Origin of the sequence: Neorhizobium sp. 2083 (assembly GCF_031455615.1) — a bacterium.
GTDB lineage: Bacteria > Pseudomonadota > Alphaproteobacteria > Rhizobiales > Rhizobiaceae > Neorhizobium.
This window is the reverse complement of sequence record NZ_JAVDTC010000011.1, coordinates 25,202-48,178: the sequence shown is the minus strand read 5'-3', so window position 1 is coordinate 48,178 and position 22,977 is coordinate 25,202. Positions and strand designations below refer to the sequence as shown.

Genomic DNA, 22,977 nt, shown 5'->3' with positions numbered 1-22,977 from the left:
GACCGGAAAATCCTCCGTGGATTCGCGTGCGTTAAGGATAGGCATAGGCCAGCCGTCCGGGCCGAAATTCGATCATCGGCCCGTCAGTGCCAAAGCATGGATGCCGGGAGACCCGCGCTCGGTCGTCACCTGGCGTTTCGCTCACAGCTCGAGGAAATCTAGAGGGCAGGTTTGCGCTTGAGCACCTGCTGGATGGCCTGCCACTTCGGCTGGGTGCCGCTCTCGTCTTCCAGCAGTCCCCAGCTACCCCATTTGCTGGGTTCGCTCATCGATGAAAACGCCGCATAGAGGTCTCCACCCGATGTCCGCCAGTTGCTGAGATGGCGAAGATAGAGTTCGCCCATCCGGCGGTCGCGATTGGCTGCAACAAAGAGATTTGTCAGTCTTTCGTTGTTTTCCGCCCCGCTGTGACCAACAAGATGCTGGCCGCCCTCATAGGCGTAGAGCTTGACGCCGTATTGCCTGGCGAGTGCCGCCTGTTCCTGCATGGTCTTTTTGTTGTCGGTCTCTACTTCCTTCTCCAGCGTCGAGAAGAGGCGGTTGAGCGACCATTTCGATACATCTTCCGCCCGATCCGGCGAGCCGAGACCGCCGCCGAAATAGGGGGCGATCGCCAGCGCATCCGCGTGCTCCTTCACGCCTTTCCACGTCATGATCGTCTCGGTGCTCCATCCGTTGACGGATTGCGCCGAGTAGATGCCGCTGATCCGCTGTTTGGCGGTGCCAAAGACATCTTCCCAGATGGCCAGTATTTCGGTTGTCCTGTGTGCGTAATAGCGAAGCTGCGCCTCGTAGTCATTGGTCGAAAGGCCGAGAGCAAGGCCGCGGCTGCGCGCGTGGTCGGCCTGGTCGAACGAGGTGTTCCAGACCTCGTTCGAATATTCCACATGGACCTTGAGATCCGGATCGAGGTCTTTTCTGACCTGTTCGGCGAACCGGCGAACATAGTCGTCGTCTGCAAGATGCGGCATGTTGAACCACGGATCCGATTTCACGAGGTTGCAGAGCTCGATCATGTATTCGAGCGGCACGCCTAGGTCGGATTTGCCGAACTGGCCCAGTTTCGGCCTATCGTTCCAGCTCGCGACCTTGGAATTGTTGGTTCCCATCCAGTCCATGAAACGCAACGCCGACATGCCGTTCAGGCGCTCCAGAAACGGCGCACGGAATGTCTGCTTTGGTATCGGGCCGCGCTCATAGAGGCGGATATTGCGGATCGGGTCGGAGGCATCGGTCTGCATCACCATCGAGGTGAAGGGCGCATTGTTACGAAGATTGCGGACATCGTCGCGCCCCGGTGCCCGCGCTTCGAGCTCGGCGCCGGAGATATAGCCGAGTTTGCCCTTGCCATCGTAATGGACGGAAAGCTGGACTGGCAGGTTCTTCCGATGCGTCGTGAAGATCAGGCAGGTTTCGACGACCGCTCCCGCCGGGACCTGCGTGGGATATCCGTCCGGCGTCATCGGTGGCAGCGGCTCATCCCATGTGAAGGGCGCGTTCTCGACCTGCACCCGCCAGGGCGAGGCATTGTAGGCGAGGTTGGAAAAGGGCTGCTCTGTGGCCCAATAGCTCATGCCGGTGATGTTGAGCCCTATCTGCTCGGGGAAGAGGTGCTCCGTCGCGCTGACGCGGGAGGTCATGCCGTTCGCGATCGGGAAGAGGGCAACACCTGACAGCATTTGAAGAAACGTTCGGCGGTTCATGGCAGATCCTTTCCTGATGCTGACGCCGGCCCGTCGATTTCGGCAGGCGCGAACTGCACGACGGTCGCCTTGAATCGAAGGCATAGCGGGACCGCAGACAAGCAAGGCAAATGGCGGCCGGGGGTGTACGATCGGCGTAGGCGTTAGCTCTTTTGGATATGTGTGGGCGGGCGGGCCGGGCGTGTAGACTAAATCGACGCGCGGCCCGGCTGCGCACGGGCAAAGGGCAGCCATATGGGGAAAAATCGCAGCGTGAAATGTCTGTGCAGGGCGCGGTTTCCCGGCGCGAGACTTTAATGCCAGAATATCTCCGCGCACTAATCTACGTTCTGATCATCAGCGCTCCCGCGCTTTATATCGCCGGCAAAGTTGCCGTTCCGCTCATCGGTGAAACCGAATTCAGGCTCTGGCGCAATTGTTGGGTTGTTGCGACGTTCGCCACCTTCCTGTCCCGAAGCTTTTTCGAGTTTGCCGTCGCGCTCGCGATCATGAGCATATACATCCATCGTAACGCCAGGCAGCCGTTCCTGCTCTATATAATCCTGATGTTCGTGGCGCCCTGCGTGCCGGTCGGGGTGGGCATTCCGGGCGTATTCAACCGGATCATCGATCTTGATCCGCCGCGGCTGCTGGAGATCACCATCCTGCTGCCGATTGCGCTCAAGCTCTGGAGAGAGCACGAAAACCGAGAGCTCCACGGGCCGGATGTCGTGGTCACGCTCTTCTTCGTCTACATATGCCTCCTTGCCCTGCGTCTCGGGGATATAAATTCCATTCTGCGCGTCGTCCCCGGCTACTTTCTCGATATTTTGCTTCCTTACTTCGTCTTCAGCCGCTCCCTGCGCTCGGCACTGGCGGTAAACCAGGTATTGCTTGCGTTCGTCGTCTCGGTCCTGCCGCTCGCCGCGATCGGGTTTTTCGAGATCTGGAGAAACTGGCGGATCTATTATGTGGTCGTGCTGCAGTGGGACGTGGTGCTGATCACCGTCTATCTTTTCCGCGACGGCCTTCTGCGTGCCGCCACCACATCGGTGGAGTCCATTGCCTTCGGATTCCTGTGCATGACCGCCGGCGGCTGCCTGCTGGCGCTGCGGACACCGAAGCCTTTGGGCATCTGGCGATACGCGGCGCTTGGGGTGCTGATGATCGGGCTTTTGTCCAGCGTCTCGCGGGGACCCTGGCTCGGCTTCGCACTCTGCGCGGTGGTGCTGATGATGACAAATCTGCGGGCCTCGATGAAGCTGCTCGTCGGCACCGTGCCAGGTATCGCCGCACTGATATTCGTGCACCCGCCGTTCATCGACCGCTTCACCAATCTGCTTCCGTTCGTCGGTTCGGCCGACAAGGGCAGCGAGACCTATCGCTCCAGACTTTTCGAAAACTCCATGATCGTCATAGAACGTTATCCGCTCTTCGGCTCGGACACGTTCGTGTCCGAGCCCGAAATGCAGACGATGATCCAGGGGCAAGGCATCGTGGATGTGGTGAACACCTATCTGCAGATATCGCTCCATTATGGATTGATCGGCCTGCTCCTGTTCGTGACGTTCTTCGGTGTGCTCAGCGTCAGGCTCGGAATTCTGTTCTGGAAGAACAAATCGGACATCGTCAGCTATGACGGGATCCTGGCGCTTCTCGCCTCGATGCTTTTCACCATCGCCACCAGCAGCAGCGTGTCCGTCATCCCCTATATCTATTGGCCTTTCTCCGGCCTCTGCGCGGCACTTCTGGCACGCGGCGCCGGCATCGAGTGGGAGTTTTCCGGAAACGCCAGAGCAAGGATGAAAAGCTCCGGCGCCGGTCCGGCTCAGCCGTCCATTCCCTCTCCCGGCGCGGTTCGGAAAATGCGTGTCCTGGGCGCGCGCCGATAGGGCCGACCAACGCGGCCTCGCTTTCCGTTACAGGGTTTATTTGTATTCGATGATCCGTTGCTGGCGGTTGATCAGCCGGTTCAGATGGAACTGGGCGATGCCCTGCATTTCGGGGAACTTGCCGAGCACGTCGAACGCGGCGAAGATCCATCTGTTGCCTGATTTGGGCGTCTTCCTGAGCGCCAGGCGCAGGATCTGAAGCGGATAAACCAGAAGAAGCGCGAAGGCCGCCGGATAAAAAGCCGTGCAGGCAAGTGCCGCGAACGGCAGCAAGCCACCCCAGAACACCGCGCGCCGCAGATTTCTCGTCCAGATCCTGGAGGGGGATGCCCGGTGGAGATGGAACACCTGAGCATAGGCATGCCCGCAGCGGACGCTTCTGCGCCACCATTGGCTCAATCGGCTGATATCCGCATCATGGCGCGTCATTTCGGACGGCAGGCGCCAGATCTTCCAGCCCCTTTCGCGCAGGCGGATGCAGAGTTCCGGCTCCTCTCCGGCGATCAGCCCGCAGGTATAGCCGCCGAAATCCTTGAGGACCGACGCCCGGATGAGGATGTCGCCGCCGCATGCCGGCACCTCGCCGGGCGGGCCGTCCCATTCGCGGTCGCATATCGCGTTGAACACCGTCCGATCCGGATGCCGCTCGCGCCGGCGACCGAAGACCAGCGCGACGTCCTTGCGCATGACCAGGAAGGTTGCGGCCGTTGCTATCCATTTCGCGTCCAGCTCGCAGTCTCCGTCCAGAAACTGTATGAAGGCCGTATCCGGCCAGCGCCGCATCACCGCGTCAAAACCTGCATTGCGCGCTCGTGCCGCCGTGAACGGGATCGTCATGTCCAGCGGCACGACCTGCGCGCACAGCTTGGCTGCCGCCTCAGCACTTCCGTCGGACGAGCCGGAATCCACGTAGATCGTGCGCTCGCGATGGCTCTTCAGCGAGTGCAGGCAGTCGATCAGGCGCTGTCCCTCGTTGCGTCCGATGACCACCACGCAGACATCGGCCCCGAGTCCCCCATAGCCTCGCTGCGACAGGATATCCGTGTCCATTGTGCGTATCCTCGGCCGTTGTTTTTTGGCGGTCGTTATCGGTCGCAATCCCAGCCCCACAACCTGGGTAAACCCGCTTGTTATCTGTAGGATTTCGGTCCGTTGCTGTAAATTTACCTCTTTGGTGGAAGCCGGTGCGGGCGCCTTAAGCTCTTTGTCGCACTGAGCCCGCCAAGCCCTTTTTGCTATACCGGATGCGGGTGGGGTGCCGGCGGCCGGCAAACATGAAGGGACGCTTGTGGAATGCGGATCGCGTATTTCACCAACCAGTATCCGGCGCCGAGCCATACGTTCATTCGGCGTGAAATCGTAGCACTGGAGGCAAGGGGACACCGGGTCGAAAGGTACGCGGTTCGTCCCTTTCGCGGCGTGTTGAAGGATCCCGACGATATCGGGGAAGCGGAGCGAACCCGCCATATCCTGCGGACCCCGATGACCAGGGCCGTGGCGAGCGTCCTGCGCCAATTGTTCGGCCATCCGAGACCATCATTGAAAGCGCTGAGAACCGCGTTCCGTTTCGCAAGGACGTCGGGAGGGCGCTACTTGCGGCACCTCGTGTATTTCTGGGAGGCGATGATCCTGGCGGATTGGTGCCGCAGAGACGGGATCGACCACCTGCATGTCCATTTCGGCACCAACCCGGCAACGGTCGCGACATTGGCGCATCAGATCGGCGGCATGAAATTCAGTTTCACCGTCCACGGTCCCGAAGAGTTCGATCGGCCCGAAACTCTCGGGCTTTGCGACAAGATCAGGGCTTCCTCATTCGTCGTCGCTGTCAGTTCCTACGGCCGCAGCCAGCTGCTGCGCTGGGCGGATCTTGGAGATTGGCGCAAGATCGCGGTCGTCCATTGCGGTATCGACCAGCGTTATCTCAGCGACGACGTGGAGCTGAACGGGACCGGTCCGCGCCTCGTCTGCATCGCGCGGCTGTCGGAGCAGAAGGGCCATCTCCTCCTGCTTCAGGCAGCTGCAAACCTGCGGGCCGAGGGGATGCGTTTCGAACTCGTGCTCGTCGGAGATGGCCCGTTGCGGGCCGAAATCGAGCAGGAGATCGAACGGCTCGAGCTCCGCGACACGGTCGTGCTGACCGGCACGATCTCGCAGGACGATGTGCGCAGCGAAATTCTCCGCGCCAAGGCCCTGGTTCTGCCCAGTTTCGCGGAAGGCCTGCCGGTGGTGCTGATGGAAAGCATGGCGCTGAAGCGCCCGGTGATCTCGACCTATATCGCCGGCATCCCGGAACTCGTTCAGGCCGACAATGGCTGGCTCGTTCCGGCCGGCGACCTGGAGGCGCTGACCGGCGCAATGCGGCAGGCACTGTTCGCAAGCGATCTCGAGCTGTTCCGCAAAGGCGAGGCCGGGCGGCGCCGGACCCTCGAACGTCACGACATCAACAGATCGGCGGCGGCGCTGGAGCTTTTGATGGCCCGGACGGGAATAGCCTGAGCCCGTTTCCCGTCTGGGAAAGCGGGTCAGACCCTGCGGAACGGCCCCGAGTGACGGATGAAATCCAGCAGCAGATGCGGCGGCCCGCTGGACGTCTTGCCTTCTGCAAAAAGGCGGATGCGCCAGGCGAGATGCCCGCAAAGCCAGGAAAGATCGGCGAGGGCCGAATAAAGAGCCCCGTGGTGCTTCAGATGGTAGCGCCGCCGGGACTCGAACCAGTAGGCCGGCCGCCGGGACGGTTTGACATGCCGCGTCACGCCGGTCGACTGGCCCACGAGGTGAATGATGCGGCTTTGCGGCACATGCCAGCAGGACCACCCTGCGCGCGCCGCGCGCATGCAGAAATCCACCTCTTCGTAATAGAGGAAATATCCTTCGTCGAGCATGCCGATCTGTTCGAGAACCTCGGTCCTGAACATCAAGCTCGCCCCGGATACCCAGTCGATCGTGCTCGGCTCCCTCGGCATGTCGGGGGCGACACGCCAGCGTCCGAGCAGCCGCGTGACCGGTCCGAGCTTGGCCTCGCTTTCGAATTCGTTCGCGAGCGAGGGAAACCGGAAGGCGCAGGCCTGGCCTTTGCCGTCAGGATGTTCCAGACGGCTGCCGGCGATGCCGGCGTCCGGCTTGCCGTCCATGAACTCCACCAGGCGCGCGATGCTGCCGGGGCGGGCGATGGTATCGGGATTGAGGAGGAGGACATAATCCGGCCGGCCGAAGTTTGCCATGGCATATTCGATGCCGCGATTGTTGCCGTAGGCAAAACCGCCATTCGTCTCAAGCGGGAGGCAGACGGCATTGGTCCAGCGGTTCTCTCGTATCGCGGCCGAGATGAGTTCGGCCGAACGATCGCCCGACCCGCCCTCGACGGCAATGATCCGCGTACCATCGGGGACCGTCCCGGGAACGCTCAGAGATGCAAGGCAATCGATGGTCAGATCGGCCGTCCGGTAGTTGACGATCACGACCACCAATTTCAGCCGGGAGGCGCCGTCCTGCGGCGTAGTCTCGATATCCATCAAAGGCCATGCCTCTTCGTCTTGTTGAGGACCACCTGCATGTCTTTCTCGGAGCCGAGATAGCTCTGGCAGATCTCCAGTTCCGGGAGCCTGGACTTGCCGATCGCGAGCACGATGACGGCGGTGTCGGACATGTCGACGAAGGGGATCACCTCGTCCGAACTCAACATCGGCGGCAGGTCGAAGAGAACGATCGTCGGTTTCAGCATCTGGCGGGCCAATTCGACCTGTGCCGTCATGCGCGCCAGGTCGGCAGGCAGCGGAATTTTTGCCGCTCCCCAGGCTGCGCGCAGCAGATGGGTGCGAAGGCCTCGGATGTCCACCGTCGTCAGCCATCCCCGGATCGGGTCTTCCACCGGCGGACGAGGCGACAGGCCAAGCACGTCGCCGATTGCAGGATCCCGGGAGTTCGCGTCCACCAGCAAGACATTTGCACCGGGCACACGGGCGAAGCTGAGTGCCAGATTGATGGCGGTTACGGTCGTGCCGCAACCGATCGTGGGCGCGGTCACGGCAATCACCCGCGTCTCGCGTTCCCTGTGCCCGTTCAGCAGCTGGTTTCGCAGGACGTCATAGGAATGGGCCATCGGACTGTCGCTGTCGAAGGCGATGACGCGATTGGAATACAGAAAGGTGGGAGAGACGGGGGAGACATCCAGCGGCGGCGGACACTCCTCATGAGAATGGTATCCGTTGAGGTAGCCTGTGTTCAGATCGGTGAGGCCGGCGCCATCCAACCGATCCGGCATCCTGCTCCGCGATGTAATGTTCTTGATGATTTCCATGAAATTCGTGCCCTGTGTCATCGATACGATTTGGAACTAGAGGCGGCTCGGTCGTACCCGAATGACGTCACCCTCCCGGAAGCGGACTTGGATTCGTGAACGTGGAATTCCGGAAGGCTCTGGCTATGCGCCGCTTCGGCTTCCATCGGGGAATGACGACCAGCGTTTCTCCCTCCAAGGCGTGGCTGAGATCAAACGCGCCGCGAATGGTCCGGTCGAACAGATGTGCGGCGTAAATTCCCGCAGCCGCCGCCATGGTCGCTGCGGCGGCGGCGGCCGCCGCCAGGTTGAGCCGCCTCGTTCCCGACGCCACTTTGGGAACTTCCGGCTCTTCGACTACCTCGATCTGCTGGGCGGCATCGCCTTCCTCCAGCCGCTCGCCAAGACGTGCGGCATCGAGTTTGGTCTGCATCTCGTCCATGTTTCGCTGCAGCGAGACTTTCTCGGCCTCGTTCGCCTCGATCTGCGCGCCAACTTCGGGAGCGTGAGAGATGATGTCCCGCAGCCGTGCGATGCGCTCCACGATGGCCTTCCTTTGCACGACATTCTGTTCCTGTCGCGGCTTTGCCATGGCGATACGTTCCGCGATCAGCATCAGCTCGGGCGGAAGCGCCTTGATCTCCTCGGGCGTCGGCATCTCTGCCGATACGATGCGCGGTGCGACGGCAACCTGAGCCCGCATTTCCTCGAGACGCTGCCTCATGGCCCGGATCTGCGGATGGGTATCCGAATAGATCACGGATTTGACTGCGAAATCGCGCTCAAGCTCGGCCAGCTGTGCGTGAAACCGCGTGCCCTCGGCCGTCTGCCCGGCGCCCATGCGCAGCTGAGCTTCGTAGATTCCGATTTCCTCATTCAGCGCAACGGTCGCCCGATCGAGTGTCGCGAGTTCCACTTCCTTTGCCTGAAGCTCGATCATCAAGGTCGGGATTCGCGTCGGATGGGATTCCTTGTTTTCTTCGAGATATTTCGTCCATACGCCTTCCCTCTCGCGAAAACGTTGAGTGACGTTGTTCGCTTCCTGGGTCAGGAACTTCGTGGCTTCCGAGGCGCGCGCGGTGCGGATGCGCCGGTTTTCCTCGATGATCTGCGACACGAGGTCGGAAACGACATTGGCCGCAACGACCGGATCGCCATACTTGAAGCCAATCCTGACGGAGGCGCTGCTGGCGGTGCGGTCGGCACCTTCGGTCACCGATACCTGAAGATTGATCTGGTTACGGATCAAACCGGCAAAATTGTTCTTGGGCAAAGTCTCCGTGAGATTCTGGAAAAGATGGTATTTCTCGGACAGTGCCAGCAGGTTGTTGCGCGACAGTACACGTTGGTCGATGAACTGCAGGCGGTCGTTCGTCACCGTGGGCGAGACGAGCGTCGTCGGGATCTGCTGGAACTCCATCAGCAGCAGCGCCTCGGAGTAATAGCTCCGGGGCATGGTGTATATGAAGTAGATCCCCATCGTAATGGTAATCAATCCGGGTATGATGGCATATAATGGCTTGGCAAGCGCGATTTCGATAAAATAGAGGATATTGCGTCCTAGCTCGTTGATCATGCTGTCGCCTCATTGCTTCGCGTACGAGATACTTGGGTCATCACGAAGTCTCCATCATCGAGCCGCTGCCGTCGTGGTTACTACAGAGGGTGAGCGGTTTTCGGCTTGAGCCAGCGGCTGAGCCTTTCCCGCATCACCCGTATTGGAAGGATCGCTGTAGACCACCCGCAGCAGGTCGCCCGGCTGGATCGGGGTCATCTCCGTCGCGGTGAATTCGCGCGTTTCGCCGTTGGTGGTCCGCACGATGTGATAGGCGAGCACCCGCCGCTCTTTCTGCTGGGTCGAGGCGGCACTCTCGCCATAGATCGTCATGATGCGGGTGCTGTCGGCAAGGCGCGCCGCGGCCTCTTCCCGCTCGCCGCGGGCTGCATTCAGTTCGACCAGCAATTGGGTCTTCTGCGCCTGGCGCGTGCTCTCATAGCGGGCAAGATCCGCCATCTTCAAGCGGTCCGCGACCGCGATCTCGGAGGTCATCCGGCTGATCTGTCCCTCGAGTTCGGCAATCGAGCCTTCCTGGACCATTTGCTGCGAGCCTTCGGTCACGCCCTTTGCGACGAGCCCGCTGATGCTCTGCAGCCGGCGCCTGGCCAGATCGAGCCGCTTCGTCATGGTCTCGGCCTGTTCCTGCATCGCGAGGCTGTTCCGCTCCGTGAGCTCGTTTGCCTGCGCCTGCGCCTTCTCCTCCATGGCGCGCGCTTCCATCCGGGCATTCAGCAAGGATTGCTCTTCGGCAAGGGCCGGATCGGCGGCAAGGGCCTCAGGCGTGCCGATCGATTTGTCTCCGCGCATTTCCGCCTCCAGACGGATGATGCGCGCCCGCAATTCCTGCAGCCGCTTTTGGGAATGTTCGACTTCGCGTTTTACCACGACGGACCGGTCCTGGTCGGCGGCCAGCAATGCGGTGCGATAGACGCCGCCGGCAACGCTTAGGCCGTGAAGGACGGTCATGTTGGCGCGATACGGGTACGCGCCGGGTGTGGCGACCTCGCCGAGCACATAGATCAGCTGCGGATTCTGGGTGTTGGGACGCAGCATGATCGTCAGATTGGGAGTGTCGTTGAAATAGGTCTTCAGGCGCTCGAGAAGCTGCGCCTCCAGTTCCGAAACGGAAAGTCCGGTACTCTGGATATGGCCGGCAAGCGGGAAGGACAGCCATCCGTCCGGAGGAATGACGACTTCGCGGGTAAGCTCAGGCTCCTGCGCAATCCATACCTGCAGGGTATCGCCGGGCTGCAGGCGATATGTCGTCTGAGCTGCCACGTCACCAAATGTCAGGCAGAGCAAAAGCCCCGCGAGACTCGTTATCCCACGCATCTGTAGACCCCCGAAGATTGGTAACCCCTTCCCATCCAACTGGGATAAGAAGGTTTATAGTACGGCGGCGTTCGGCACCTGCAAACAAGGCACAAAGAGGTAGGAATCCGACCCTTGATCCTAGACCGAACGGATGAGTTCCGGGCGACCCGTCCCCTTTAGGATAAGGCGATACGCCGCCAAGAAAGCTTGTGAAACGGCGACCGCCCCGTGACCATGATCCCTTGACGTTCACCCGATGAGCATCTGCGCTGCCGGCCCGCTCGCGGGCACCAACACGAGTTGTGCAGCGAGCGGACGGCACATCGGGGCAGTGTCGGAACAAGGGGGTGCGATGGGGCGTCGTATAGGTTTCTTCATACCGGAATTTCCGGGCCAGACCCACATATTCCTGTGGCGTGAGCACGAGGCCCTGTCCGAGCTCGGCATCGAGGCTCAATTCGTTTCGACGGCGCATCCCCCCAGGGCGATCGCGTCGCATGCCTGGGCCGAGGAGGCGCGCCGGCGGACCGAATACCTTCTGCCGCTCGGTTTCGGTGGAGCGCTGGCCGCGATTGTGGAGGTTGTTCGCGCCGGCCCGCGCCGGATCGGGCGCAGCCTTGCCGCCGTCTTCGCCGCTGAGACCAGATCGCCAGCCGGCCGGTTGCGGATGCTCGCCATCCTGCTTGTCGCCGGCAAGCTCGTCCGGCTCGCCCGCCGGGGAGAATGGTCCCATATCCATGTCCATTCCTGCGCCGATGCGGCCAATGTCGCTTCGCTTGCCTCGCTTCTGTCGGGCATACCCTACAGTCTGACGCTTCACGGCCCGACGCTTGAGGGTTACGGCCCCAACCAGCGGCAGAAATGGAAGAATGCCGCCTTTGCGACGGTGATATCGAAGCGCCTGTTCAACGACATCGATGTGAAACTCAACGGCACGAAGCCGTCCCGGATCGCGATTGCGCCGATGGGCGTCGATCTGGAGCAGATCCGCAGAAGCCGCCCCTATGCTCCGTGGAAACCGGGCGAGCCCTGCCGGATCTTCACCTGCGGCAGGCTCAATCCGGTGAAGGGACATGACCTTCTGCTGCAGACCGTCGAAATCCTGCGAAGACGGGATATCGACGTGCGCCTGCAGATTGCCGGCGAAGACGAGCAGGGTGGCAGCGGATATCGCAGGACGTTGGAAGCCCTGATCGCGGAGAAGAAGCTGACCGGCTGCGTCGAGCTTCTGGGAGCGGTCTCAGAAACCCGGGTGAGGCAGGGGCTGGAGGACGCGCATATCTTCGTGCTCGCCAGCCTCAATGAAGGGATTTCCGTTGCCATCATGGAGGCGATGGCGATGGAAATGCCGGTGATCGTCACCGATGTCGGGGGAAACAGCGAGCTCGTCGACCATGGCGTGGACGCCATGCTGGTGGAAGCCCGGCAGCCGCGGGAGATGGCCGTCGCCATCGAGAGCGTATTGCTGAACGACGATCTCTCGCGCCGGTTGAGGCAGGCGTCACGTGCCAAGATCGCCGCGAAGTTCCACCACCGCATCAGCGCACAGGCGATCGCCTCCCTTCTGGAGCACGAGGAAAACGAGGGTCGTCCGATACTCCGAAATGAGTAGGCCGATAGCCCAAAGACTACGGCGAAACCCTTGGCCGCTATGCGATTATCCTGTTCGGGGGCGATGGTTTAACGACAAGGGGCCTCCCCGTTTGAAGCGCCGATTGCAGGCCCCGCGAGGATGGTTGATTGATATCTTTCCTGCCGATCATGCATTCGTTGAGAAGAGCCGCCCGGATGCCCGTTCCGGATATCGAGGCGGTTGCATGCGAACGCTGGACGATCGCGCCGCAGGCCAGACGCTTCATCCGCCCGGCCAAGTTTCTTCCGCATCATCTCGATCGCATCAACGGCGCCGAATTCGGCTCCGTCGCCGAGATCCTGAAGGGCTTCAGGGGAAACTACGAGACCACACAGGAGGCAACGGTCGGTTACCGGGTCAAGAATATCGACCTGATCGACGGCGTTCTCTACGGGCAGAAATCGTCGAGGAGCCTCAGGCCGCGCAGCCGCCGGCTGCCGGTTTATGTGCCCCCTAAACAGTCGGCCAGCGGGGCGCTGTTCGAGAGCTGGGTCGGCAACCGCTGGTTCGGCAACTGGCTTTCGGATGACTGCCTGACATATTCGCTGGCGGACGAATATCAGACGCCGGTCTCGACGCGGCCGGTCAAGTGGGACCACGAGCCGCAATACGCCCAGAAACTGGGCTTCAGGCCGATCCAGGTCGGCGACGTCCATTTCGACGAGGTGGTGCTTTTCAGGGACAAGGGCCAGAACGCGAGCAAGAGGAAACGGGCCGATCAGGTGCGCGAAAAGCTGCTGGCGTCGGTGCCGCCTTTTCCCGTTCACCCCGGCGTCTTCATCCTGCGGGGAAACGGGGGAAGCAGCCGGCACCTCACAAACGAGACCGAGATTGCCGAACAGTTCGCGTCGAAACTCGGATTCCGGATCCTCGATCCGATGGCGTCGTCGGTTGACGACATTATTCTTGTCTGTGCCGGCGCCCGCATCGTCGCCGGTGTCGAGGGCAGCCATCTGGTGCACGGCCTCACCGTCATGCCGCCCGACGCGACCCTCTTAGTCATCCAGCCCCCGGACCGGGTGGTCTCGGCTCTCAAGATCATCACCGATCGCCAGGGACAGGGCTACGCTCTCGTCGTCGGCGAGGGAACCTGCGACAACTTCAGGGTGGATTGGGCTGATATCGAGCGCACGTTGGAGATGGTGTTCGCATGACCTCACGGCTTCGTTTTCTCCATCCGCAATCCAATGCGATGCAGGACCACGATGGCGCGACCTCGGCGCGAGCGCCTTCGGCCTCGTTTCGGGAACTGGTACGGAAGGATTACGAGCGCCACGGCCGGACGGTCCTCAACGCCGGCTTCATCTCGCTGCTGGTCTATCGCTTCGGCCGGTGGGCGGGCAGCCGGCGGACCCGGCCGGCCAGGCGGCTCGCGCAGAAGGTCTACGGGGCGATCAACATGGTCGTTGCGACGCTGACGCGCGTCTGGATCCCTGCGGAGGTGACGCTTGGCGAGGGCTTTCACATCATCCACGTGGAGGGATCGATCTCCATTCACCCGGCCACCGTGATCGGGAAACGATGCGGCATCATGCACAATGTCACGATCGGTACGAACATGAGCGCCGGAGCGCCCAAGATCGGCGACGACGTCTTTATCGGCGTCAATTCCACCATTCTCGGCGAGATCCGGATCGGCGACCGGGTGCGGATCGGCGCCAACACCGCCGTTTCCACCGACGTGCCGTCGGATTCCATCGTCTTCGGCTCGCCAGCCAAGATCTATCCCCGCCTCGGCCCGTTTTCGAGCGAGCACGCCAAGACCGATACCAGTCCCTGACCCGCTCACCTGTTGGAGGAGTTTGCCATGAACGCGTTGACCACCAACTTTTACCAGCTTCTGGCCGACAATCTCGGCGTCAGGCCAGGTAAGCCGGCGATCATCGACGGTCATCGCGCCGTGAGCTATGCCGCCGTGGCGGCCGACGTGGATCGACTGGCGGGTTATCTTCAGAGCCGGAACATCCGGCCTGGCGACCGGGTGATCGTGCATCTGCGCAAGAGCCTTGCGGAGGTTGTCGCGATGTTCGCGATCGCCAAGGTCGGCGGAGTGATCGTCAACGTCAACACGCAATGGACGGTCGAGCAGCTCGAATATGTGGCGAACGACTGCGGCGCGCGCCTGATGATCGTCGAGCCGCGGGTCGCCGAGGTTCTTGCCGCGCGCAAGCTTCCGGACACGGTCGACAATGTTCTGGTCAAAGGCAAGTTGCCGGCCGAGACCATATTCGATGTCTGGGATCATCTTCCGGAGGATCTTTCGGGCGACGAGATCGCGCGCCTCGATACGGAACTGGCGATGATCATCTATACGTCCGGTTCGACCGGCATGCCGAAGGGCGTGATGCTGACCCATCGCAACATCGTTGCCGGTGCTCGTTCGGTATCGCGCTATCTGGGCCTGAGGGAAGACGACAGGCTGCTCAGCGTCCTGCCCTACAGTTTCGATTACGGACTGAACCAGCTGACGACGATGATGCTGATGGGCGGCACCGTCGTGCATCAGGCGGTGCCGATGGCGACCGAAATCGTCCTGGCGATGCAGCGTCACCGGGTGACCGGTATCGCCGCCGTGCCGCCGCTCTGGAGCCAGATCGTGCGGCTGCTGAAGGAAAACCCCGTGGAATTTCCGGCGCTCAGGCGGATCACCAATTCCGGCGGCAAGATTTCGCTCAACATCCTGGAGCAGATACCGAGGGTCTTCCCGGATGCGGACGTCTACCTGATGTATGGGCTGACGGAGGCCTTCCGCTCGACCTATCTCTCGCCGCACAAGTTTACCCGCAAGATGGGCGCGATCGGCCAGGCGATCCCCGGCGCGGAAGTCTATGTCATCAAGCATGGCGAAGGCATCGCCCATCCCGGCGAGCAGGGCGAACTCGTTCATCGCGGCCCGCTCGTGAGCCTCGGATATTGGGGCAAGCCGGAGGTGACGGAGCAGAAGATCAGGCCGTGTCCGGAACTCTGGCACGTGATCGGCGACGAACCCGTCGTCTATAGCGGCGATATCGTCCGGATCGACGCGGATGGGGACCTCTGGTTCATCGGACGCAACGACGCGATGATCAAGACCAGCGGCTTCCGCGTCAGCCCGGACGAAATCGAGGATCTCGTCTGCCGCAGCGGCGCGGTGGCGGAGGCGGTCGCCTTCGGGGTCGACGACGAGGAACTGGGGCAGACCGTGCATGTGGCGATCACGCCGATCGGGGAGTTCGACGAAGAAGCCCTGTTGCGCTACTGCCGGCGCGCGATGCCCTCCTACATGGTGCCGCGCCAGTTCCATGTCTGGCCGGAAAACATGCCTCGAACATCGAGCGGTAAGCTGGCGCGGCCGGACGTGGTGCGCATCTGCCGCGAGTTGATGCAAGGCGGAGACCCTCCCTTGAGCGCGCCTCCGCCGCCGGCCCAGATCAAAGTGACCGAAACGAGGGAGAACTTGCAATGAGCCTTACCCATGGAAAGTTGATTGGTTACCTGCGGGACTCCCTGAACATCGTCCATGCCGACAGCGAGAGCGAACTCTTCTCCTCGGGCCTCCTCGATTCCGTGTCGATGGTGAACCTGCTGGCATTTGTGGAGCAGTCCACCGGACTTGCCATTCGCGCCGAGGATGTCACGCTGGAAAATTTCGATACCCCGGCCCGGATCATCCGTTTTGCCGAAGCCAGCGCGTGATGAACCATTGTTCGGCGCTCGATGTCTGGCTGCAGAGCGCGGCGGCATCCTTCGGAACCCCCTCCTATATCTATCTCGCACCGGCAATCGAGAGCCGCGCAGCGCTCCTGAGACAAACCTTCGGGAACCGTTTTGCGCTGAGCTATGCCGCGAAGAGCAATCCCAATCCGGCCCTGCTCTCGCTGATGACGGGGCAGGCGGACTATCTCGACGTTTCCTCCATCGGGGAATTCAGGACCGCGATTGCGGCGGGGTGGGAAGCTGAGCGCATCAGCTTCACAGGTCCGGGAAAGCGGCAGTTCGAAATTCGGGAGGCGATCGAAGGCGGCATCGGCGAACTGATCCTGGAATCGGTCCGCGAGGCGGTGTTTGCGAATGCGGTCGCCGTCGAGCTCGGGCGCGTACAGCATGTGCTGGTGCGGATAGCGCCGACCACGGTTCCCAAAGGCTTCGGCGATCAGATGGCCGGCCGGCCGTCGGCTTTCGGCATCGACTGGGAGGATGCCGGGAGAGACATGCCCGACATCGCTGCGCTGCCCAACCTCAAGATCGTCGGGCTGCACATCTATTCCGGCACGCAATGCCTGAAGCCCGAGGCGATCTGCGAGAATTATCGCAACTTCATCGGTATTTTCCGGGAGATTTGCGAGGCCTACATTCCGCAGCCGGAGAAGCTGGTGTTCGGATCCGGGCTCGGAATTCCCTATCACGACGGCGACCTGCCGCTCGACCTGTTCGCCGTCGCCGCGGGCATCGCGCCGGATCTCGACGGCCTCAAAGGGCTGCCGCAATTTGCCAAAACCCGGCTGGTGCTCGAGCTCGGGCGTTATCTCGTCGGCGAGGCCGGCTATTTTCTGACACGCGTCATTTCGGTCAAGCAATCGCGCGGCGTGCGGATCGGCATATGCGACGGCGGCATGAACGACCATCTGCCGGCTTCCGGACATTTCGGAATGGTGATGCATCGGAACTATACGATGCACAAGGTCGGCGGCCAGGGCGAGCCGGAGAAAGTCAACCTCGTCGGCCCGCTCTGCACCTCGATCGACCGGCTCGCCGTCGGGGTGATGCTCCCGCGGATCGAAGAGGGCGATCTCGTCGCCGTGCATAACAGCGGCGCTTATGGGCTGACGGCAAGCCCGATCCACTTCATCAGCCACGCGCCGCCCCGCGAAATCCTCATCGATGCAGCCGGAATGCGGGACGTCACCCACATTCCGCCGCTGCCATCGGCATAAAGCCGTCTCATCTGCCGTGAAATCAATAGGCCTTGCCGAAATCCAAGATCTCGATCGCAGTGCGGACGACGATCTTCATGTCGAGCCAGAACGACCAGTTGTTGATGTACCAGAGGTCGTGGAATATCCGCTCTTCCATCTTTTCGATGTTCGGCGTCTCGCCGCGGCAATTGTTGACCTGGGCCCAACCGGTGAGACCGGGTTTGACGTGCCGCCTGAAGGCGTATTTGGCGATCTGGGCATCATAGAGTTCGTCATGGGCGAGCGCATGCGGGCGGGGCCCGACGATCGACATCTCTCCCCGAAGGACGTTCCAGAATTGCGGCAGTTCGTCGATGCTCGCAGCGCGGATGATCGCACCGACTTTCGTGACGCGAGGATCGTTCCTGGTTGCCTGGCGCACATCGCCCGAATCTTCCATGACGGTCATGCTGCGGAATTTCAGGATGCGGAACGAGCGGCCGCCATACCCTTTGCGGACCTGCCTGAACAGAACGGGCCCTTTGGAATCCAGCTTGATGGCGATGGCAACGACGAGCAGCAACGGAAACAGCGAGAGGACGGCCGTCAGCGAGAAGATGATGTCGAAGGCGCGCTTGGTCCCGCGTTCATAGAGGCTCAAGGGCGGCCGCTGGGTCTGGAATGCCGTCATGCTGCCGATCTTGTGGGCGGGGGCGCTGGTAAGGCGGCCGACGACGCCGTCGAAGATGACGTTGACGGGCAGGGCGGAGCGCCGGAGCTCACCGAGGTAGAATTCGAGATTGGCGACGTTCGGATCCCGCCAGATGATGAAGACTTCATCTATGTTGCCGGTCTCGCTCTGCCTCAATCTCTGCATGGCATTTGCTGGCAGCAGATTTTCGTCCGTCAGACGGATGATCTGGGCGAGGGCCATGCCGCTCGCAGCGGCTTCGTGCTGCCAATGTTCGGTCGAGAATTCCTCGTGGCAGATCAATAGTATCCGCCTCATCTTGAAGGAAGCGGCGGCCGCCGCCGACGGCAGATACCAGTGCCAGAACAGGCGGATGCAGATCAGGCCGGACAGGGAGACGATAGCGGTCATCAAGATCGCGCCACGCGAGAAGGTCGTGCCGATCTTCAGGAAGAAGATCACCGTCAGCAGGAAGGCAAGGGCGCTGGGGATCAGAATGCAGATCAGCCGGATCTGCGGCCTCAGGAGCTGGACGCTCTCCGGGCTATAGGCCTGGGCGCTGTGCATGGCGAGCACGAAGATCGTCGACAGGACCAGGCCTATGCCGATAAACAGCGAGGGATCGGGTGCCGAGCCGAAAACGACGTATTGATATCCGGTGAAGCAGACGCCGGTTGTTCCGAGCAGAAAGACGAAATCCGTCGCGGCAGCCACATAGGCTATGACGTGATATTCCAGACCTCCGCGTTGAGGCTTCTGCTCATACGATATGGAGTCATTTTCTATTCTCGGCTCGAACGGTGTGAACATCGTTAAAATACCCCTACCAGCGCTACGAGTATAGCCGAGGAGAGGGTAGGCACAATGTATCCGGCCTACCTCCTAAGAGTGATCTCCCTATTACCTACTTTTGTTGCTGGGGTGATTGAATACAATCGTTTTGCCATAAGGTCGAACTTGCCTTCGCAATTTTGGAGGCGATACTATTTTTTCTTAAAATATAGTCTATACATCGATTTATATTTCGCATGGCGAGGTGGAACTACCTTGTTCTGCTGATAGAATGGACGTCAGCAACCGTTAAAATGCTGGGCTCGGCCGCCGAAGGGGTCTCGACGGCTGAAGGCTTGATCGCAACAGCCCTTGTTCGAGTTGGGGGTGTGGATGGAGTTTGAATGGGACGTTGCCATCGTCGGCGCCGGAATGGGCGGGGCGGCGATGGGATATGCGCTGGCGACGGCCGGGCATCGCGTAGTTTTCATCGAAAAGGGCCTGGCTCAGTTTTCGCAGGATGAAAAGGACGATCCCGATAGTTCGGACGAGGCGAAACGCCTGAGAAACGGCCGGTGGCCTCAGCAGATTTCCGGCACGGTGGATGCCCATCCGGTTCGCTTCTTTCCTGCACTCGGCTGCGGCGTCGGCGGCTCGACGCTCATCTACGCAGCCGCTCTCGAACGGTTTTCCCCAAGCGATTTCAAAATCGTCGACAAATCCGGCAAGCCGGCCTGGCCGATCGGCTATGAAAATCTGGAACCCTTTTATCGCAAGGCGGAACGCCTTCTGCACGTGCGTGGCAGCCAGGATCCCCTGCAGCCGCAATCGGATGTCATCGAGCCCCCTGCCATGACGCGATGCGACCAGCACTTTTTCGATTCGGCCCAGGCGAACGGCATGCATCCCTATCGGGTTCACACGGCTTGCCGGTATATCGACGGCTGCGATCAATGCGGCGGCTTCATCTGTCACAAATCCTGCAAGCAGGATGCGCGCAGAGCCTTCATCGAACCGGCGATCGCGACCGGCAACGCAATGATCATCGATCAATGCAACGTGGAAAAAGTCTCGGCCGACAAACAGGCCGTCACCCAGCTGTCCTGCCGGAAGAACGGAGCCGAGCTGGCGATCGTGGCAAAGCTCTATGTGCTTGCTGCCGGTGCGCTTTCAACGCCCCTGCTGCTGCTCAATTCCACCAACGAGTTCTGGCCGAATGGCCTTGCCAACACTTCGGATCTCGTCGGGCGCAACCTGATGTTCCACGCCTCCGACTTCTTTGCGGTCTGGCCGCGGGGTAGAACCCGTGTTTCGGAGCCGGGAAAGTCGATAGGTCTTCGTGATTTCTATGAATATCAGGGCCTCAAGCTCGGCGTCATCCAGTCCACGGGATTGACCGCGACCGCCAACAACGTCCTTCATTTCCTGAAATCCCTGATCGATCGGAATGGCTGGATCTGGCTGAAACCGCTAAAGCCGTTCATGCGCATCCCGGCGATGATCGGGGCTCTCATCTCAGGCAATGCAACGATATTCACCTCGATCCTCGAGGACCTGCCCTATCCTGAAAACCGGGTGAAGCCGGATCCGAAAGAACCCGGCGGCATCTATTTCGAGTACACGGTTCACAACGAGTTGCGGAATCGGATGCAGGCGTTCCGCGAACTGTATCGCAAGGCATTCAAGCGGCATCGGATGATGATGCTCGGCTCCGAGGTCAACCTCAACTACGGTCATGCCTGCGGGACGTGCCGTTTCGGTCCGGATCCCTCCACCGCCGTACTGGACGTCAACAACCGCGCGCACGATCTGGGTAATCTCTATGTGGTCGATGCGTCGTTCTTTCCGACCAGCGGAGGGGCCAATCCCAGCCTGACGGTTGCGGCAAACGCTCTGCGGGTCGCAGAACATCTCGCCCAGACGCTTTCCTCGAAAGAAGACGACGGGCCGGAGGCGGACATGGCTTCGGACCGCGCGTCCTGACCCATCTTTCCGGGGGCGCATGCGCCCATGCCGTCTGGTCGGTCAGCGGGTTCTGTTGCGGTCGGTTCTGATCCAGGCCGCTTCGCCGGCTTCGAGAATATGGCGCGGATAAAGCCTCAGCTTCCTGATCACGTATGCCGGGACGTTTGCCAGCGTGTGCAGGGGAAGCGTGTGTCTGCCGTGGCGCCACCACGCCATCGAAAGCGCGATATCGAACACGAGGATGCTGATGGCCGAGATTACCAGCGGCGAGATCGCAATTCCGGCGGTTGCCAGGAGGACTGCCGGACACAATGCGAGAAGTAGAAACGCCACCAGCAATGTCAGCGGCGGTATGAGCGCGTCGGCCACCAGGGCCAGATAGGCCCGATTCCGGAAGGTTCTGCTGTCGAGCAAAGCGGAGAGAAGAATGGCCGTCAGCGAGAAGCGGCCCGCCTCCCACCTGGAAGACTGGGTTTCGAGGCCTTTCTTCGAATAGGGAAACCTGCTGCTGACGGCTGCATCGTCGCAGAAAAGCGGGGCGTGGCCGGCCTGCGCAAGGTCCAGCCCCAGTTTCATGTCTTCGACCAGATTGCCGTTCGCAAGCGCGGCGTCCCGCAGGACGGTCCATGGAAATGCCATTCCCGATCCGGTCAGCTGTGCCGGAAGCCCGAGTTTCGCCAGTCCAAGAAGCCGGATCCGGTTCTTGAGAAGGAAGGCGAATTCCGACACCGCAAGGTTGATGCTTGCATCCGGCGGAGCGACCATCAGATAGCGGGATTGTACGGGTCTGCCGGTCGCCATGGCCATATCGGCGAGATTGTCGAGAGCCCCCGGCTCCAGCCAGCAATCGGCATCGACGATGACCACGACATCCGGCGGCAGCAGACCGAGATACCGGACGCCGGCATCGAGTGCGTATCCCTTGCCGCGACGGTCCGGATCGACCCGGACGATGACATCCGCGCCCGCGTCGCGCGCCAGCGAGGCGGTGAGGTCGTTGCAATTGTCCGCGACGACGACCAGCCTGTCGCCATCACGCATCTGGCCCTGGATGCTCCGCAGCGTATCGAGGATCTGCAGTTCTTCGTTATGTGCCGGGACCAGAACCGCGATTTGCGGCCGTCGTCTGTTTTGACGCGACGGTGCGCCCCGCCGGCTGGTGCTTCCGACAAGACATTCGATGGCGAAAAAGACGGTCGGAACAAAAACAACGACGGACAACAGCAATGCTGCGAAGCTCAGTATGTCGTGTTGCATGATTTCCCCCTTCGACATCATGTCTCAAGCGGTTCATCATACCGGCAGGGCCGAGCGTTCTAAGCTGACCCCGCTACACCGTTCGAGTGAGCGCGGGTTCATCCTATTTTGGGGCAGGTGGAACCGCCTCGAACGGGTCTACCCCCATTTGATGGCAGATGGGGCAATTGAAGCCGCTTTGGGCAGCCAATGCGACCATTTCCAATGCATTTATCGAGGGAATGCAGTTGCTTACGCGGAAGAATGCGGCGCCGATCGCTACTCGCTTGCCTCATGACGGGGCAGCCTGGAGGAGCTGGTTCACGGCTGTTCTGGGCCGCGCCGCGAGAGAGGTGTGGGCGGCAACCTGCGCTCATTTAGCGGTGAGGCCGCCGGACGGAGCTGCGACTTAGGTCCGGGCATATGCTTCAGCGGATGATCATGCCGGCGACGACATAACCATCGCGCAGCCTGATCTGGCCCAGCAGCCGGTCGCCCGTCCTGAAGGGCGGAACGTCGATCTCGAAATAGGCGGCGAAATGCCCGTCCGCCAGGTCCAGTTCGACGCGGATGGCCTCGAAACCGAACATCGTCCGGGTCAGGCCGTATTGGCATTTGTAGGTGCATTCCTTGGCGCTGAAGATCGCTTTCACCAGCCGGCCGCGACTACCCCATTGCTGCCGGTTGAGCCATTGCCGCTCGCGCGGCGTGCAAATCTCCTGCGCGTAGGTGTCGTCGAGCGGCGTCGCTTCCTCCAGATCGAGGCCCAGGGCCTTGATGCCGTCCGAATGGCGGCCGATGGCTGCGACGCAGCGGGTGGTGGAATGGCTGATGCTTCCGGTGATGCCGGCCGGCCAGATCGGCGCCCGGTCGGATCCCACGGGTATGGCCATTTCAGGCAGGCCCAGATGCCCCATGGCCCGCCTGGCGCAGGTGCGGCCGGCAGTGAATTCCTGCTGTCGGCTCCTCACCGCACTGGCGATCGCGGTCCGCTCCTCGGGATAGAGTTTGGAAACGTCGCCGAGGAGATCGGACTCGGCGACCGATACGGAAGGATCGAACATGCCTTCCAGCAGCATCGG

The 22,977-nt window shown here is 61.3% G+C and carries 18 protein-coding genes; 9 read left to right on the top strand and 9 right to left on the bottom strand.

Translation table 11 applies throughout. The features are described from left to right. Positions 1-158: 158 nt before the first annotated feature. Positions 159-1,703 (bottom strand): hypothetical protein, encoded by a 1,545-nt coding sequence (locus J2X76_RS28920; RefSeq protein ID WP_310221009.1) that lies wholly within the window; start codon positions 1,701-1,703, stop codon positions 159-161. A 296-nt stretch (positions 1,704-1,999) separates the two neighbouring features. Here J2X76_RS28920 and J2X76_RS28915 point away from each other — a divergent pair, with 296 nt between their 5' ends. Then, entirely contained in the window at positions 2,000-3,574 is a 1,575-nt protein-coding gene (locus J2X76_RS28915) for an O-antigen ligase family protein (RefSeq protein WP_310221007.1), read from the top strand. A gap of 36 nt (positions 3,575-3,610) precedes the next feature. On the opposite strand, the gene J2X76_RS28910 is transcribed toward J2X76_RS28915, so the two are convergent. Then, on the bottom strand, positions 3,611-5,101 hold the full coding sequence (locus J2X76_RS28910; protein ID WP_405030115.1) for a glycosyltransferase: 1,491 nt from the start codon (positions 5,099-5,101) through the stop codon (positions 3,611-3,613). Here J2X76_RS28910 and J2X76_RS28905 point away from each other — a divergent pair. Then, positions 5,057-6,073 carry a glycosyltransferase gene (locus tag J2X76_RS28905; protein WP_405030114.1) on the top strand — a complete coding sequence of 339 codons (1,017 nt, stop codon included), beginning with the start codon at positions 5,057-5,059 and terminating at the stop codon, positions 6,071-6,073. The genes J2X76_RS28910 and J2X76_RS28905 overlap by 45 nt on opposite strands. 26 nt (positions 6,074-6,099) lie before the next feature. Here J2X76_RS28905 and J2X76_RS28900 read toward each other — a convergent pair whose 3' ends face one another. From J2X76_RS28900 to J2X76_RS28885, 4 genes are all read right to left on the bottom strand, one after another. Beyond that, positions 6,100-7,089: a glycosyltransferase family 2 protein gene (locus J2X76_RS28900; RefSeq protein WP_113129042.1), complete on the bottom strand. Its 990-nt coding sequence runs from the start codon at positions 7,087-7,089 to the stop codon at positions 6,100-6,102. Further along, on the bottom strand, positions 7,089-7,874 hold the full coding sequence (locus tag J2X76_RS28895) for a hypothetical protein (protein ID WP_310221001.1): 786 nt from the start codon (positions 7,872-7,874) through the stop codon (positions 7,089-7,091). Before J2X76_RS28895 ends, J2X76_RS28900 begins: the two co-directional genes overlap by 1 nt. A 67-nt stretch (positions 7,875-7,941) precedes the next feature. Further along, positions 7,942-9,429 carry a hypothetical protein gene (locus J2X76_RS28890; protein ID WP_310220999.1) on the bottom strand — a complete coding sequence of 496 codons (1,488 nt, stop codon included), beginning with the start codon at positions 9,427-9,429 and terminating at the stop codon, positions 7,942-7,944. A gap of 54 nt (positions 9,430-9,483) precedes the next feature. Further along, complete coding sequence (locus tag J2X76_RS28885; protein WP_310220997.1) at positions 9,484-10,743, bottom strand: polysaccharide biosynthesis/export family protein; 1,260 nt, start codon at positions 10,741-10,743, stop codon at positions 9,484-9,486. Between the two features lie 334 nt (positions 10,744-11,077). Between J2X76_RS28885 and epsE the strand changes: the two genes are divergently transcribed. From epsE to J2X76_RS28855, 6 genes are all read left to right on the top strand, one after another. Next, a complete protein-coding gene (gene epsE, locus J2X76_RS28880) occupies positions 11,078-12,337 on the top strand; it encodes an exopolysaccharide biosynthesis GT4 family glycosyltransferase EpsE (protein WP_113129038.1) in 1,260 nt (419 codons plus the stop codon). A 176-nt stretch (positions 12,338-12,513) separates the two neighbouring features. Then, complete coding sequence (locus J2X76_RS28875) at positions 12,514-13,512, top strand: glycosyltransferase family 61 protein (protein WP_113129037.1); 999 nt, start codon at positions 12,514-12,516, stop codon at positions 13,510-13,512. Then, positions 13,509-14,138, top strand: coding sequence for a serine acetyltransferase (locus tag J2X76_RS28870; RefSeq protein WP_113129036.1), 630 nt, complete (start codon positions 13,509-13,511; stop codon positions 14,136-14,138). The genes J2X76_RS28875 and J2X76_RS28870 overlap by 4 nt, the downstream gene beginning before the upstream one ends. 27 nt (positions 14,139-14,165) lie before the next feature. Beyond that, positions 14,166-15,803 carry an AMP-binding protein gene (locus J2X76_RS28865; protein WP_310220996.1) on the top strand — a complete coding sequence of 546 codons (1,638 nt, stop codon included), beginning with the start codon at positions 14,166-14,168 and terminating at the stop codon, positions 15,801-15,803. Next, positions 15,800-16,033, top strand: a complete 234-nt coding sequence (locus J2X76_RS28860; protein ID WP_113129034.1) for a phosphopantetheine-binding protein — start codon at positions 15,800-15,802, stop codon at positions 16,031-16,033. The genes J2X76_RS28865 and J2X76_RS28860 overlap by 4 nt, the downstream gene beginning before the upstream one ends. Beyond that, positions 16,033-17,271 carry a type III PLP-dependent enzyme gene (locus tag J2X76_RS28855; protein WP_310220993.1) on the top strand — a complete coding sequence of 413 codons (1,239 nt, stop codon included), beginning with the start codon at positions 16,033-16,035 and terminating at the stop codon, positions 17,269-17,271. The genes J2X76_RS28860 and J2X76_RS28855 overlap by 1 nt, the downstream gene beginning before the upstream one ends. Positions 17,272-17,293: 22 nt before the next feature. Here J2X76_RS28855 and J2X76_RS28850 read toward each other — a convergent pair whose 3' ends face one another. Continuing rightward, a complete protein-coding gene (locus J2X76_RS28850; RefSeq protein ID WP_113129032.1) occupies positions 17,294-18,733 on the bottom strand; it encodes an exopolysaccharide biosynthesis polyprenyl glycosylphosphotransferase in 1,440 nt (479 codons plus the stop codon). A 354-nt stretch (positions 18,734-19,087) separates the two neighbouring features. On the opposite strand from J2X76_RS28850, the gene J2X76_RS28845 reads away from it, so the two are divergent. Further along, on the top strand, positions 19,088-20,677 hold the full coding sequence (locus J2X76_RS28845; RefSeq protein ID WP_310220990.1) for a GMC family oxidoreductase: 1,590 nt from the start codon (positions 19,088-19,090) through the stop codon (positions 20,675-20,677). Between the two features lie 42 nt (positions 20,678-20,719). On the opposite strand, the gene J2X76_RS28840 is transcribed toward J2X76_RS28845, so the two are convergent. Then, a complete protein-coding gene (locus tag J2X76_RS28840; RefSeq protein WP_310220988.1) occupies positions 20,720-21,916 on the bottom strand; it encodes a glycosyltransferase family 2 protein in 1,197 nt (398 codons plus the stop codon). Between the two features lie 407 nt (positions 21,917-22,323). After that, the gene (locus tag J2X76_RS28835) at positions 22,324-22,974 is read right to left on the bottom strand and encodes a 4'-phosphopantetheinyl transferase superfamily protein (protein WP_310220986.1); all 651 of its coding nucleotides are present in this window, start codon (positions 22,972-22,974) and stop codon (positions 22,324-22,326) included. Positions 22,975-22,977 lie beyond the last annotated feature (3 nt).

What these genes read in the sequence shown, in the direction of transcription:
- J2X76_RS28920 (WP_310221009.1), bottom strand. Translation starts at nt 1,703, where the DNA reads ATGAACCGCCGAACGTTTCTTCAAATGCTGTCAGGTGTTGCCCTCTTC.
- J2X76_RS28915 (WP_310221007.1), top strand. Translation starts at nt 2,000, where the DNA reads ATGCCAGAATATCTCCGCGCACTAATCTACGTTCTGATCATCAGCGCT.
- J2X76_RS28905 (WP_405030114.1), top strand. Translation starts at nt 5,057, where the DNA reads ATGACCAGGGCCGTGGCGAGCGTCCTGCGCCAATTGTTCGGCCATCCG.
- J2X76_RS28910 (WP_405030115.1), bottom strand. Translation starts at nt 5,101, where the DNA reads ATGGCCGAACAATTGGCGCAGGACGCTCGCCACGGCCCTGGTCATCGG.
- J2X76_RS28900 (WP_113129042.1), bottom strand. Translation starts at nt 7,089, where the DNA reads ATGGATATCGAGACTACGCCGCAGGACGGCGCCTCCCGGCTGAAATTG.
- J2X76_RS28895 (WP_310221001.1), bottom strand. Translation starts at nt 7,874, where the DNA reads ATGGAAATCATCAAGAACATTACATCGCGGAGCAGGATGCCGGATCGG.
- J2X76_RS28890 (WP_310220999.1), bottom strand. Translation starts at nt 9,429, where the DNA reads ATGATCAACGAGCTAGGACGCAATATCCTCTATTTTATCGAAATCGCG.
- J2X76_RS28885 (WP_310220997.1), bottom strand. Translation starts at nt 10,743, where the DNA reads ATGCGTGGGATAACGAGTCTCGCGGGGCTTTTGCTCTGCCTGACATTT.
- epsE (WP_113129038.1), top strand. Translation starts at nt 11,078, where the DNA reads ATGGGGCGTCGTATAGGTTTCTTCATACCGGAATTTCCGGGCCAGACC.
- J2X76_RS28875 (WP_113129037.1), top strand. Translation starts at nt 12,514, where the DNA reads ATGCCCGTTCCGGATATCGAGGCGGTTGCATGCGAACGCTGGACGATC.
- J2X76_RS28870 (WP_113129036.1), top strand. Translation starts at nt 13,509, where the DNA reads ATGACCTCACGGCTTCGTTTTCTCCATCCGCAATCCAATGCGATGCAG.
- J2X76_RS28865 (WP_310220996.1), top strand. Translation starts at nt 14,166, where the DNA reads ATGAACGCGTTGACCACCAACTTTTACCAGCTTCTGGCCGACAATCTC.
- J2X76_RS28860 (WP_113129034.1), top strand. Translation starts at nt 15,800, where the DNA reads ATGAGCCTTACCCATGGAAAGTTGATTGGTTACCTGCGGGACTCCCTG.
- J2X76_RS28855 (WP_310220993.1), top strand. Translation starts at nt 16,033, where the DNA reads ATGAACCATTGTTCGGCGCTCGATGTCTGGCTGCAGAGCGCGGCGGCA.
- J2X76_RS28850 (WP_113129032.1), bottom strand. Translation starts at nt 18,733, where the DNA reads ATGTTCACACCGTTCGAGCCGAGAATAGAAAATGACTCCATATCGTAT.
- J2X76_RS28845 (WP_310220990.1), top strand. Translation starts at nt 19,088, where the DNA reads ATGGAGTTTGAATGGGACGTTGCCATCGTCGGCGCCGGAATGGGCGGG.
- J2X76_RS28840 (WP_310220988.1), bottom strand. Translation starts at nt 21,916, where the DNA reads ATGCAACACGACATACTGAGCTTCGCAGCATTGCTGTTGTCCGTCGTT.
- J2X76_RS28835 (WP_310220986.1), bottom strand. Translation starts at nt 22,974, where the DNA reads ATGCTGCTGGAAGGCATGTTCGATCCTTCCGTATCGGTCGCCGAGTCC.